Genomic DNA, 12,821 nt, shown 5'->3' with positions numbered 1-12,821 from the left:
TTGTACTCAATGACGACAACCCATGACAAAAGGAGTCACTGCATGACAGAGACGAATATTTCCGCCTTGCCGGACCTCACGAAAGAGTATGCGCTTACCGCGTCCCAGATCGCGGATTTTCAGCAGAACGGGCATATTTTGTTGCGCAACGTTGCCTCATCTGACGAGGTGACCGCCTATCGCTCCGTTATCACTAATGCCGCCTTGGCCTATAACACCGAGAAGCGAGCACTGGCCGAGCGCGACACCTATGGCAAAGCGTTTTTACAAATTATGAACCTGTGGAGGCGCGATGAGGGGGTCAGGCGCTTTGTCCTGGCGCGCCGCTTCGCCAGGATCGCTGCCGACTTACTGGGGGTCGAAAACGTACGCATCTATCATGACCAGGCGCTCTACAAAGAGGCGGGCGGTGGTCCCACACCCTGGCATCAGGACGAGTACTACTGGCCCCTGGACACAGAGAAGACGATTACACTCTGGATGCCGCTGGTCGATGCCTCGACCGAGATGGGCGTGATGTCCTTTATCAGCACTTCGCAGAAACTTGGTTTCCTGGGTGAGTTCGCCATCTCTGACGAGTCGCAGGCGGTTTTTGAGCGCATGATTGCCGAGAAGAACCTCTCCGTCAAGCCTGGCGTCGATATGGCGGCGGGCGATGCCACCTTCCACTATGGCTGGACCCTGCACAACGCCTCTGGCAATAGTACCGAGACGATGCGTGAGGTCATGACCATCATCTACTTCGCTGACGGCGCGCGTATTACCTCACCGACGAACTCTTACCAGGAGAATGACCGGCGCAGCTGGCTGGGCGGCCTCCAACCCGGCGAGCTTGCCACCAGCGAGCTGAATCCAGCCTTGCTCTAACCGGTGAATGTATTAGTATTATGACAAAGGGAAAGGGGGGCCTGACGAGATGTCGGGCTCCCCTTTCCCTTTGTCTTAACACGCTCTAATTGGCCCTCAAGGGATGGCTGGGTGGTTGCTGGCCCATGATCCACTGTGGAGGGGGAAGCGCCTGCATACGTGGCGGAGCCAGGATCGGCTGCATCTGGGGCAGCGGCACGGGCTTCCTGCGCTCGCGTATGCCTTCGGCGACCATGTAGAGCGCTGGCACCAGGAGCAGGGTCAGCACCGTCGAAGAGGTCAGGCCGCCAATGACCACGATGGAGAGCGACTTCGACATGACGGCGCTGGAGTCACTGAGGCCCAGGGCCATGGGGAGCAGGGCAAGAATCGTCGCGCTGGCGGTCATCAAAATGGGACGCGCGCGCTCGCTACCGCCACGAATAACCGCGCTACGCGCGTCCAGGCCGCGCTCGCGATACTGATTTACGCGGTCGATCAAGACGATGGCATTGGTGACCACAATGCCGATAAGCATCAGCAGACCAATCAGTGAGGTCACGCTGAGCGTCGTATTGGTAAGCAGCATGAGCAGCACCGAGCCAGTGGCCGCGAAGGGAATAGAGACCAGCAGGATCAAGGGCTGGAGCAGGCTGCGTAGTGTGATGGCCATAATAAAGTAGACGATGCAGATGGCCGCCAGCATAGCGATGCCTAGCTTCAGGAAAGAATCGTCCTGGCGCTGTTTGACGCCACCGAAGTTATAAGAGGCTCCTCCAGGGAGCTTTAGCTTGTTGATACGGCTCTGGACATCCGCTCCGGTCGCGCCGACATCACTGCTGGTCACCTGTGCGCTGATGGTCGCGGTACGCGTCCCATCCAGGTGCGTAACCTGGACAGGCCCCAGCGTGGTGGTGATATCGGCTACATCGCTGAGCCTGACGACGTTTCCGCCAGAGGTGGGAACCAGCTGATTTTGTAGCTGATCCACGCTGGTGGCGGGCGCCCCAAAGTGAATCTGTACATCCTGCTGGCTATCGCCCAGGGTAATGCGTGTGGCGCTCGTGCCAATAAAGGTGGAGCGCAGGTACTGACCAACCTGGGACGGGGTCAGGCCATATCTTCCCGCCTTGTCTGGATCAATATGGATATCGACCAGGGGCGAGGCCGCAGAGAGATTGCTCTTCACATTAGCCAGGTTGGGTGTATGCAAGACTGTGTCGAAAATTTGCCGGTTGGTCTCTTCCAGGGCCTGCTCATTGGGAGCCTGGATATTGATCAACAGGGTCGTGTCACTGGTACTATCGCTGCTGCTGAGGGTTATTTTGCTGTCGACCAGGTGCAGGCTATTGATGACCCGCTGCTGCAAATCATTCTGGTCCGTGTCTTTATCGGTGACAACGTTGTAGACCGCGCTGTTGGGGGCGCTGGAGGAGAAGAAGCTACTCTGGGCAACTGAGACCTGGTAGGTCTGAATTTCTGGGAAGCGTGCCAGGATATCCTCGACCTTCTTGACCTCGCCCTGGGCCTTCTGGATACTGGTGCCAATCGGCAATTCCTGGTTGAGGCGGAAGTTATTCTGACTTGAGCCATCCAGGAAGGTCGTATGCAGCGTAGGGATGAGCACAAAGGTGGCATCCAGGAGAACGATAGCCGCCAGGATGGTCAGGCCGCTATTGCGCTTCTTTGTGATCCAGGCCGCGATGGGAATATAGCAGCGCTCAACCGAAGAGCCCTGAGGTCGCGAAGCGGGAACAAACTCAGGCTTAGGGACACGCAGGAACCAGTAGGCCAGCACGGGTACAATAGTGAGCGCGATTAGCAACGAGGCCAGGAGCGCCACGGCTACCGTGATAGAGAAGGGGCGGAAGAGCACGCCGACCTCGCCATTGACGAAGCCAAGCGGGAGGAAGACCGCGACCGTGGTTAAGGTCGAAGCGGTAATGGCCGAGGAAACCTCGCGCACACCCGCGTAGACCGCGCTCTTTTTCTCTTCCCCCAGTTGCAAGTGACGATAAATATTTTCCAGTACCACAATCGAGTCGTCAATGACGCGCCCAACTGCGATGGTTAGACCGCCCAGGGTCAGAATATTCAGGGTATAGTTTCCGATCCAGAGGGCAATCAGAGCCACGACGACCGAGAGCGGAATAGAGACTGCCGCCACCAGCGTCGAACGTAGTGAGAACAGCGAGACCAGGATCACCACGATGGCGAAGAGTGCTCCAAGCAAGCCTTCATGTATCAGGCCAGTCATTGACGACTCAATAAAGGGAGCCTGGTCAAAGACGGTCATGATCTTTGTATTGTGCCCAAGCCTCTTCTCAAGATCGGCCAGGTGATTGTGGACGGCATGTGAGATTGTTAGGCTATTGCCTGCGCTCGTCTTCGTGAGCGAGATGCCGACACTAGGCGCGCCATTGATGTGCGAGAGCGAAGTCTCGGGTTCGAGTCCTTGTTGTACATCGGCGATATCGCTGAGTCTGATTGCCTGGCTGGCGGTCGCGAGACTACTGTCGGAGGAGATCGCGCTGGCTGTGGCTCGCGAGGCACTGATCACCAGGTCTTTGAGATCTTGCAGAGAGTTGAAGGTATTGCCCACGCGAATCGGGCGTGAGAGGTCCTGATCGACCAGGCTACCCGCGGGTAGCGTGACATTATCGGCCTGTAGGGCGGCCTGGACCTGCTCAAAGGTCACGCCCGCTCCCTGCATCTTCTGTGGATCCAGGGTAATCGTGACAATAGTTGCCCTGACCCCCGTCAGGTCAACTCGGGCGATGTTGGGAATGCCCTGTAGATCTGGCACAACGATCTGTTTAAGGGCCTGGGCCAGGTCCTGCGGTGCCTGGGATGAGGAGACACCAAGCGAAATAATGGGAATATCCGACGTACTGTACGACTGTAAAGTTGGCGTCGCACCCTTGGGCAACTGGGCCTGAACAGCGCTGAGACGCTGAGAGAGGTCCTGGCGCGCCTGGGCGATGTTAGTTCCATAATCGTACGTGACGCTAATAATCGAACTGCCCTCGTTTGAAAGCGAGGTATATTGTTGCAGGTTTGGTGTGCCTTGAATGCTCTGCTCTAGCGGATTGGTCACCTCTTTCTCAACAGCCGAGGGCGAGGCCCCGGCATAGGTGGTCACAATGGTAACGACTGGCAGGTCAATCGAGGGGTATAACTCCTGTTTGAGCTGCGGGATAAGTAAGCCACCAATGAGGAGCAAGACGATGGTGACAAGCGCCATCAGCCCTTTATTGGCGAGACTAAAACGCGAAAGCAATACCATATGTACGCTCCTGATGACAGCACATCTCTATGTACGTATCCAAATATGCGTGAGTTGTCGCTCTGCCTATTCTATGCAATTCTGTATGGTATACATTGTACTCACGCAATTGGGAAAAGCTATCAACAACCTCCTAACCGGGCGTAATGTACCATGCGATTTCATTGCGTTTCTATGTGCACATGCTACAATAAGATTATAGGAGTAAGGTATGTTTGCGTGCGATGTGAGCGAATGCCTACATCGCACGCAAACATACCTTGCTTCTATGCAATCTCGACGGGAGAAGTGGGATTTGGTATAATGAAGCGGTAGCGTTGTAGAACACTAGTTTCATAGCAGGAGTACGCCATGAGCGACCGCCTCGTCTCGCCAAATATCAGCGATGAGGAACAGATACTGGAAGGCAGCTTGCGACCGCGCCGTCTTGCTGAGTACATTGGTCAGGAGAAGATCAAGGAGAACCTGGGGATATTATTGGAGGCTGCACGCCGGCGCAATGAGCCTGTGGACCATGTCCTGCTCTATGGGCCGCCGGGATTGGGCAAGACAACGCTCTGTAACATCATTGCGGCCGAGATGGGCGTGAATTTGAAGACCACTGCTGGCCCCGCGATTGAGCACGCGGGCGACCTGGCTTCGATTCTGACCTCGCTGCAACCAGGCGAGGTGCTCTTTATCGATGAGGTGCATCGCCTGGCGCGTGCCGTGGAAGAGCGGCTCTACTCCGCCATGGAAGATTTCGCCCTGGACGTCGTCATTGGCAAAGGACCTAGCGCGCGCTCCCTACGCCTCTCGCTGCCCCCCTTTACAGTGGTGGGAGCGACCACGCGCGTAGGATCATTGACGGCTCCCTTGCGTGACCGTTTTGGGGCTATTTATCGTATGGAATATTACGATAATACTTCACTAGAGATGATTGTGCACCGGTCAGCGGGCATCTTAAAAGTACCCGCCGACGAAGGAGGCATCAAGGAGATTGCTGGGCGTGCACGTGGCACTCCCCGTATCGTCAACCGCCTGCTCAAGCGTGTGCGCGACTATGCGCAGGTACGCGCCGATGGTTTTATTACACGCGAGGTGGCCAATAGAGCGCTTGATGCTCTCGAAGTAGACGAGATTGGCCTGGACCAGACCGACCGCAATATGCTCACGACGATCATTCAAAAGTTCAATGGGGGACCTGTGGGCCTGGATACCCTGGCGGCGAGCACGAGTGAGGATTCGGAGACTATTGAAGACGTCTATGAGCCTTACCTGCTACAGCTAGGCTTTATTGCGCGTACGCCGCGAGGGCGTGTCGCCATGCGCGCGGCCTATGAGCATCTTGGGTTGACCCCTCCGGGTGGAGAAAGTGGACCAAATTTGTGGACAGCAACACCGTAGAACAGAGAACACAACAGAGCCTACCTGATCTCAAGATCAGCGACTTTGATTATCATCTACCAAACGAACTAATCGCACAGACGCCAATAGAGCCGCGGGACTCCTCGCGGCTACTTGTCGTGAAGCGCCAGGATGAGACGCTGGCGCACCAGCACTTCCACGACATTGAGGAGTATCTTCAACCCGGGGATCTCCTGATCGCCAACCAGAGCCGCGTTATCCCGGCTCGCCTGCTAGGCAAGCGTGCTGAGAGTGGTGGGGCCGTTGAGGTCCTGCTCCTGGCCGAGCGCCCAGACCTGGGACAGGACACCTGGGAGGCTCTGGTAAGGCCCGGAAGGCGCCTGCGCGAGGGCGCGCGCATCTTCTTTGGTGCTGAGACAGAGGAACAGGCGCGCTTGATTGGCGAGATCCTTGAGCGCACCGAGGCCGGAGGGCGCGTTGTACGCTTCCATGTGCCAGGTCGTTCCCAGGTGCGACAAAACGATCCCTATGCCTTGCTCGATGTGCGCCAGGCCATCGACGAGATTGGGAAGATGCCGCTCCCGCCCTATATCCATGAGACCCTGGATGATCCCGAGCGTTACCAGACGGTATACGCGCGCATTCGTGGTTCGGCGGCGGCTCCCACAGCAGGCCTACACTTTACGCCTCAACTGTTGGAGCGCCTGCGCGCCAGGGGTGTGCGTACTGGCTTTGTAACCCTGCATGTGGGCCTGGATACCTTCCGTCCCGTTGAGAGCGAGGATGTACGCGAGCATAAGATGCACAGCGAAGAGATCGAACTCGACGAGGCCACGGCCACGCTGATCAACGAGACGCGGGCGCGCGGAGGGCGTGTAGTTGCCGTAGGCACAACCTCGGTACGTGTGCTGGAGAGTGTTGCCAGCCTGCATGCGGGGCGTATCGTGCCCTACAAGGGTCATACCCGCCTCTTTATTACTCCCGGCTATCGTTATCAGGCCGTCGATGCGCTCATCACCAATTTTCACCTGCCGCGCTCGACCCTACTGTTACTGGTCAGCGCCTTCATGACTAAGCCGCTAATGGAGCGAGCCTACCAGGAGGCCATCACCGAACACTACCGCTTCTTTAGCTTCGGCGACGCTATGCTCATTCTCTAGAAAAAAGCAGGAAGAGGGGCCTCCCACGCGCGTGGGAGGCCCCTCTTCCTGCTTTCCTTTCGGCCCTTATGTAGAAGATTTAGGGAGAGAGAAGCAGGCGAAGGGACGTATATCATTTGGAGAGGGGTGGTGGGGAAACGCGAAGAAGCCAAAAAAATGTTGTTGCGAGAGAAGTAAAGGAACAGGCATGAGTGAATTGACCCCTGAGCTGATTGTTGACTTGCAAATTCCCCAGGATATTCAGATCTCCCCCGATGGCAAGCGTATCGCGTATACCCTGGGTGCACTATGTAAACGTGATGAGCATGCAGAGAGCGCGATCTGGCTTGCCACAACGGATGGCGCGGAGACGCCCCGGCAGTTTACCGCGGGTGGTGTGCAGGATAAAAGCCCGCAATGGGCGCCTGATGGTAACGCGCTAGCCTTCCTCTCGGATCGCGCGGAGCGTGGAACTGCTCAGCTTTACCTTATATCCGCCAATGGTGGTGAAGCGCAGGCTTTGACGCCCAGAGAGAACAAGCGTGGCGTAGAGTGGTTCGCCTGGTCTCCTGGAGGCGGCCAGATCGCCTTTACCAGTGTTGATGAGCCGGATGAGGAGGATGAGCGCCGCGAGAAGGAGCGGGACGACGCCCAGGTATATGGAGAAAAGTGGCCCTATGCGCGCCTGCGCCTGCTCTCGCTGGCATCCAGGGAGGTCAGTACGCTGGTCGCGGGTGAGCGGCACGTGGCGAACTTCGCCTGGCATCCTCAGGGGCGGGAACTGGCCTACACGACCTGGAAGACACCCGAATTGAACTCATCCATGCAAGAGACTGTTATTGAACGCATTCCCCTCGCGGGCGGAGAGCCGCAGGTGGTCTGTCATTTTGCCTATGGCGCGTCGAATCTAACCTGGTCTGCCGATGGCGAGACCTTGCTCTTTACTTCTGCCACTGCACAGCGAGATCAATCTTCCACGGCGGTCTACGCCGTTCCTGCCAGTGGAGGCGAGCCAAAACGCCTCGCAGGCGGCGAGACCAACTGCATCTTCGAACTGCAACATTTACGCGAGGATGTGCTGGTAATAGTTGCCGAGGAGCTGGAGACGAAGCTTTGCAGTTTGCAACCACAGAGCGGCGAATTGATCTCGCTCCTGCCTGACAGCAAGGATGTGCGTGAAAGCGATATAAGCAGCGCTCACGCGTGCGTACTGGCGGATGGCCGTACCGTCGTGGCCCTGACGCGTTCATCCGCGCAAGAAGCCTTTGAGATCTGGAGTGGCGTCGCCGAAGTGGGGAAAGCGGCTCAGGAGCTACGCCAGGTCACGCATCACCAGGAGCATTTCACCGGTTTTGCACTGGGCGAGCAGGAGGCCTTTTACTGGACCGCACCCGATGGCTGGAAGATGGATGGCATCCTCATTCGTCCGCCAGAGGCATCCACAGATCAGCCTCTACCAACTATTGTGCTGGTCCATGGTGGTCCCTATGGTCGCTGGGATCATGGGCTGCATCTGAGCTGGGGCAATTGGGCGCAATGGTTGGCAACGGCGGGCTACGCCATCCTGATGCCCAATCCACGTGGTGGCCTGGGTCATGGCGAGGAGTTCGCCGCCGCGGCCCGAGGCGATGTTGGAGGCGCCGATTTCCAGGATGTTATGTCGGCCCTGGACGCCGCGATTGAGCGGGGCATCGCCGATCCAGAGCGCCTGGGCATTGGCGGCTGGAGCCAGGGCGGCTTTATGAGCGCCTGGGCTGTAACACAGACCACGCGCTTTAAAGCCGCGATCATGGGCGCGGGCGTCAGTGATTGGGGTATGATGGTGGTTACCAGTGATCTGCCAGCCTTTGAGCAGGCGCTGGGCGAGACTTCGCCCTGGGATGGTGTTGGCCCGCACCGGCATGCTCAGCTCAGCCCTATTTCATTCGCGCAACGGGTACAAACACCTGTGTTGATCCTGCATGGTGAGCGTGATGCACGCGTCCCATTAAGCCAGGCTATCGGCTTCCAGCGCGCGCTGCGCCATTATCAAACGCCTGTGGAAATGGTCGTATACCCCCGCGAGCCTCACGGTATTCGTGAGCGCGCCCACCAGCTTGACCTGCTCCGCCGCGTGCGCGCCTGGTATGACCGCTGGCTTCGTGCATAGTCTATGTGAGTTGCATTTCAAAGTAGTTGGTGTTAGCGTGGTACTCGGACTGAGGTCCAAGCACCACGCTAATGCCACTCGTATATGAGCGCCAGAGGTGCGAGGAGGTGCACATGCGGATTGGTTAATTAGTGGAGTTTTGCTCATGTTTCATGGCTGCATCTTTTGAAAAATCCAATTGTAATCAACGTAATACCGAGGCCAAGACCAATTAATTCAAGGTAAATTGGCTTCATAAGTATTAATATTGCAGGTAGATCTTCTGAAGTGTTTTGATGAGCTGGGATATATACCAGATTAAGCCAAACTAGACCATAAATAAAAGCAATCACACTTGCAAGGACAAGAATGCCACCCCAAGCCAAAAACGAACTACCAGCTCTTCCAGGCCTCTCTTCTAAATTACCCACTGGTGACCTCCATATGCGCTTATTAAGTAGTATCAAAGATTGCTGACTAATCGAATTCGCGGCTAAAAAGTTCCTTAACTCAATAGTAAGCAAATCATGAATTAAACTTTCTCTAATTATACGGTACTATATTGTTTACTTTTATAGGTCATATGACATATCTAGATGGATGGTGCAAAAAAGAATCACATCCCAGGCCTAGAGCTCTTTCATGAAGAGAGACTCTTCGCGCCTGCGTTGCTCAGGGGAAGGGTGTGTGGGTGGAATGGCTTCGCCTTTTCCCACCCACACACCCTTCCCCTGAGGTGAGCGTAGCGAACCGAGGCAAGAAGCTGAAGAGAATGAAATGGTCCTGCCCTGGCCTTCAGGCATATTGAAAAAGCTGGAGAAATGTATTATGGTAAGTTGGAGGAGGTAATGCCCATGCAAGAGATGCACCCGGTCATACGCGTCGCGGTTGGCTCGCGCAACCCGGTGAAGGTAGAGGCTGTGCGCCAGGCCTTTGAACGGGTATGGCCCGAACAGGCCTGGGAGGTGCAGGGGGTAGAGGTGCCATCTGGCGTTAGCAACCAGCCTATGAGTGATGAAGAGAGTATCCAGGGCGCGCGCAATCGTGCGAATGGGGCTATTTCTGCCCTGGACGCGGATTATGGCGTGGGTCTCGAAGGCGGAATGCAGCACACAGGCGACCAGTGGCTGGACTGCGGCTGGATCGCGGTCGTGGATCGTCAGGGGCGCATGGGCCTGGGTTCTACCGTGAAGATGGTTGTACCGGAGCGCATGGTCAGGATGATTCATGAGGGGCTGGAACTGGGTGAGGTCATTGATATCGTCTTTGAGCGGCAGAACAGTAAACAGGCTGAGGGCCATTTCGGCCTGATGACGCGCAATGCCCTCACACGCACAAGGGGCTATGCCGATGGCGTGGTTGCGGCCCTGGCGCGTTTCGTGCAACCACATCTCTTCACGGAGTAGTTCATGCTTGCATGGACCCTATAACTGGTAAACTCTATTTCAACAAGGATGTATATTCGTATGCAGAGACGAGTGCTCGCAGGGCTGGGAGGAGCATGGTTGCTTCTCATTGCCTTGATCGTGGTATGTGCGCCCATGAGTAACGTGGCCTGGGCGTCCAATACGAAAAGTGTCTCATGGCCTCTCTATACCCTGGGGAGGAGCAGTGAGAATGTACGAGCCATTCAGTATTTGCTGAAGGACCAGGGGTATGGAGTCGATGTCGATGGAAACTATAGCCAGGAGACAGCCGACGCGGTAAAGAACTTACAGCATAAAGAGAGCCTGAGCGAGAATGGGCTGGTGGGCGCATTGACCTGGCCAAAGCTTATTAAGGCCACCAGCAGCGGCTCCCAGGGCTATACCGTGATGGCCTTGCAGCGCCAGCTCAATCAGGCCGGATTCCACCTGAACGTAGATGGCGTCTTTGGTAGCGATACAGAGAAGGCGGTGCGTGCCTATCAAAAGCAGGTGAGTCTTAGCGTCGATGGCGTGGCGGGGGTACGCACCTGGCAGTATCTCCTGGCCGCGACAGCCGCCGGGGAGAAGAAGAACGAGCCAGGGCGTCTGCACATTGGTTCAACCACGCCACCAGCGCATAACAGTCCTCCCGCGACCAGTCCCACCAATCTTAGTTCCAATAGTAGCGCTCACGGTATCTTTGGCCTGGACCAGGTGCCAAGCGTTGATCCAGGCTTTATCGATAGCGTGCTGGCCTACTACAACTCGCCCGCGCGGGGAACGGGGCAGACGATCTATGATGATGGTGTGCGCTACGGAATTGATCCTGCCTTTGCCCTGGCCTTTTTCGGCCATGAAAGCACTTATGGCCTGTATGGTGTCGCTCCAGTGACGCATAGTCTGGGCAATATCCGTTGTTCGGCTGGCTACGCCTGCGAGCAGACGCAGGGCAACGGCAGTTTCCGCAAGTACAACTCTTGGTCCGAGGGCATCGAGGACTGGTATCGCCTGATGCGCGAGGCGTACCTGGACCAGGGACACCTCTACACAGTCGCACAGATCATCCCGGTCTACGCGCCCCAGGCCGATCACAACAATGAGCGGCTCTATATCCAGTTTATCCAGGACAACGTCCTGGCCTGGCGCGATGGGCAGATCCTGCCATAGGGCGCTATCGCAGGAGGATGCAGGTGGTGGTACCGTGAGCGTAAAGCTTGCCGCTTGCATCCGTGATGCGCCCCTCGGCGGTGGCGATGCGCCCCCCTCTATGGATAATCTTGCCTTCGGCGTACACGAGGCCAGTCTGGCTACTGAGCGCACGCAGGTAATTGACCTTGAGTTCAATGGTGGTGTAGCCCGTGCCCAGGGGAAGCACGGATTGGACGGCGCAGCCCATGCAGGAATCAAGCAGGGTCGCGGCGACGCCACCATGTACCGAGCCAATGGGATTATAGTGGAACTCCGCTGGCTCCAGGGTAAAGACGACACGCCCCTCCTCAACCTCGGCGAGGCGCATGTTCATCAATTCCGCGATGGGTGGAGGCGGGATCTCTCCGTTGTGTAGGGCCTGTAAATATGCTAGTCCGCTCAACTGCTTGCCAAGCTCTGCACTGGCCTGTGGATCGGCCCAGGAGACATTTCGTGAGCGTACGGGTTGTTTCAGTGGTGTCTCTATCTCTTCCATAAATTCCCTCTCGCATACACAAATCCAGCTATCTGCTTCATCTTACCACGCGCAGGCACGTAAACGCGCATTGGAAGATTTGTAGGGTCCATGCTTGCATAGACTCTGCTGGGCAAGCAAGTCCATGCAAGCATGGACCCTACGAGGTAGCCTATGGGGTTTCGCAGTCCCAGAGGAGGAGGGTGGCGCTGTCAAGCCCGCCTTCCTCGTGGACGCGGGTGAGGGAGTCGCGTGCCAGGGGGCGCAGGTCTAGAGGGCCTACCTGGCGTTTCTGGGTGAAGTGATCGTAGAGATACCACGGGTTTTCGAAGGGATGCTGGCCGAATTCGAGCAGGCCATCGGTGAGCATCAGGATGCGATTACGACCGGGGCGTAGCTGGCGCGTGCCTGTGGCATAACAGGGGATGGGAAGATCAAAAGTGTTGACGTGCCCAACCCATTCAAAGAAGCTGCGCCGGTTGAGGGCGAATTGCCCCAGCCTGGCCAGGTCGGGATGCAGCAAATAGACGACGCAATCGCCGATGCAGAGCCACCAGAGAAATTGCTCCTTGCGTGCGCATACCAGGCAGGAGGCCTCTCCCTGGAGGCTGCGACAGCGCTTTACGAACGCAGGTGCGCTCAATGCCTGGTGGACCTGTTGGTGTAGCGCGGGGAAGGCGGTCGCAACCGGTTGTTGCATAAGGGCGTTGACGGTCTCTTGCATGTCGGCAAAGAGATTGACGAGCAGCTCGGTGCTCTGGGCGGTTGTATGTCCATCAATCAATGCAGCGAACTCCCAGGAGGAATCGCCCGCGCAGCAGAGAAAGGCCCCATCCTCATTTTTGTGCGCGCCAGAAGATGTCCTACCTCCATAGCGGCCAATGGTGGCATGGCCGCAGGTCGTGACATTAGGGGTATCCAGATACATGGCCTCGCTACCGAGCCAGCGTAGCGACTCGACCGGTTTTTTGGCAAGAAGGCGTTTCACAGTCTCTTCGTCCTCCAC

General features: G+C 56.8%; 10 protein-coding genes. 6 read left to right on the top strand and 4 right to left on the bottom strand.

Going from position 1 to position 12,821, the window contains the following annotated elements:
- Nucleotides 1-42 precede the first annotated feature (42 nt).
- The gene (locus KTE_RS12575; RefSeq protein ID WP_201381434.1) at nucleotides 43-867 is read left to right on the top strand and encodes a phytanoyl-CoA dioxygenase family protein; all 825 of its coding nucleotides are present in this window, start codon (nucleotides 43-45) and stop codon (nucleotides 865-867) included.
- Nucleotides 868-952: 85 nt separating this feature from the next.
- Here KTE_RS12575 and KTE_RS12570 read toward each other — a convergent pair whose 3' ends face one another.
- Nucleotides 953-4,132: an efflux RND transporter permease subunit gene (locus tag KTE_RS12570; RefSeq protein WP_201381432.1), complete on the bottom strand. Its 3,180-nt coding sequence runs from the start codon at nucleotides 4,130-4,132 to the stop codon at nucleotides 953-955.
- Nucleotides 4,133-4,483: 351 nt separating this feature from the next.
- Here KTE_RS12570 and ruvB point away from each other — a divergent pair, with 351 nt between their 5' ends.
- The 3 genes from ruvB to KTE_RS12555 all read left to right on the top strand — a co-directional run bounded on the left by ruvB (nucleotide 4,484) and on the right by KTE_RS12555 (nucleotide 8,767).
- Nucleotides 4,484-5,518 (top strand): Holliday junction branch migration DNA helicase RuvB, encoded by a 1,035-nt coding sequence (gene ruvB / locus KTE_RS12565; RefSeq protein WP_201370369.1) that lies wholly within the window; start codon nucleotides 4,484-4,486, stop codon nucleotides 5,516-5,518.
- Nucleotides 5,500-6,639: a tRNA preQ1(34) S-adenosylmethionine ribosyltransferase-isomerase QueA gene (gene queA / locus KTE_RS12560; protein WP_201381430.1), complete on the top strand. Its 1,140-nt coding sequence runs from the start codon at nucleotides 5,500-5,502 to the stop codon at nucleotides 6,637-6,639. The genes ruvB and queA overlap by 19 nt, the downstream gene beginning before the upstream one ends.
- A gap of 187 nt (nucleotides 6,640-6,826) precedes the next feature.
- Nucleotides 6,827-8,767 carry a S9 family peptidase gene (locus tag KTE_RS12555; protein WP_201381429.1) on the top strand — a complete coding sequence of 647 codons (1,941 nt, stop codon included), beginning with the start codon at nucleotides 6,827-6,829 and terminating at the stop codon, nucleotides 8,765-8,767.
- A 143-nt stretch (nucleotides 8,768-8,910) separates the two neighbouring features.
- On the opposite strand, the gene KTE_RS12550 is transcribed toward KTE_RS12555, so the two are convergent.
- Complete coding sequence (locus KTE_RS12550; protein ID WP_201381428.1) at nucleotides 8,911-9,177, bottom strand: hypothetical protein; 267 nt, start codon at nucleotides 9,175-9,177, stop codon at nucleotides 8,911-8,913.
- A 423-nt stretch (nucleotides 9,178-9,600) separates the two neighbouring features.
- Here KTE_RS12550 and yjjX point away from each other — a divergent pair, with 423 nt between their 5' ends.
- Both yjjX and KTE_RS12540 read left to right on the top strand, forming a co-directional pair.
- A complete protein-coding gene (yjjX, locus tag KTE_RS12545; RefSeq protein ID WP_201381427.1) occupies nucleotides 9,601-10,152 on the top strand; it encodes an inosine/xanthosine triphosphatase in 552 nt (183 codons plus the stop codon).
- 60 nt (nucleotides 10,153-10,212) lie between these two features.
- Nucleotides 10,213-11,319, top strand: a complete 1,107-nt coding sequence (locus KTE_RS12540) for a peptidoglycan-binding protein (protein ID WP_201381426.1) — start codon at nucleotides 10,213-10,215, stop codon at nucleotides 11,317-11,319.
- Nucleotides 11,320-11,323: 4 nt separating this feature from the next.
- Here the strand turns inward: KTE_RS12540 and KTE_RS12535 are convergent, their stop codons facing one another.
- The gene (locus tag KTE_RS12535) at nucleotides 11,324-11,836 is read right to left on the bottom strand and encodes a PaaI family thioesterase (RefSeq protein WP_201381425.1); all 513 of its coding nucleotides are present in this window, start codon (nucleotides 11,834-11,836) and stop codon (nucleotides 11,324-11,326) included.
- A gap of 151 nt (nucleotides 11,837-11,987) precedes the next feature.
- Nucleotides 11,988-12,803 (bottom strand): protein phosphatase 2C domain-containing protein, encoded by an 816-nt coding sequence (locus KTE_RS12530; protein ID WP_201381423.1) that lies wholly within the window; start codon nucleotides 12,801-12,803, stop codon nucleotides 11,988-11,990.
- Nucleotides 12,804-12,821 lie beyond the last annotated feature (18 nt).

The organism is Ktedonobacter sp. SOSP1-85 (genome assembly GCF_016587415.1).
Taxonomy (GTDB): Bacteria; Chloroflexota; Ktedonobacteria; order Ktedonobacterales; family Ktedonobacteraceae; genus Ktedonobacter.
This window is presented reverse-complemented; position numbering and strand designations above follow the sequence as displayed.

Bases quoted from the DNA above. Each gene is read 5' to 3' on its own strand.
- KTE_RS12575 (WP_201381434.1), top strand. From the start codon at position 43: ATGACAGAGACGAATATTTCCGCCTTGCCGGACCTCACGAAAGAGTAT.
- KTE_RS12570 (WP_201381432.1), bottom strand. From the start codon at position 4,132: ATGGTATTGCTTTCGCGTTTTAGTCTCGCCAATAAAGGGCTGATGGCG.
- ruvB (WP_201370369.1), top strand. From the start codon at position 4,484: ATGAGCGACCGCCTCGTCTCGCCAAATATCAGCGATGAGGAACAGATA.
- KTE_RS12555 (WP_201381429.1), top strand. From the start codon at position 6,827: ATGAGTGAATTGACCCCTGAGCTGATTGTTGACTTGCAAATTCCCCAG.
- yjjX (WP_201381427.1), top strand. From the start codon at position 9,601: ATGCAAGAGATGCACCCGGTCATACGCGTCGCGGTTGGCTCGCGCAAC.
- KTE_RS12540 (WP_201381426.1), top strand. From the start codon at position 10,213: ATGCAGAGACGAGTGCTCGCAGGGCTGGGAGGAGCATGGTTGCTTCTC.
- KTE_RS12535 (WP_201381425.1), bottom strand. From the start codon at position 11,836: ATGGAAGAGATAGAGACACCACTGAAACAACCCGTACGCTCACGAAAT.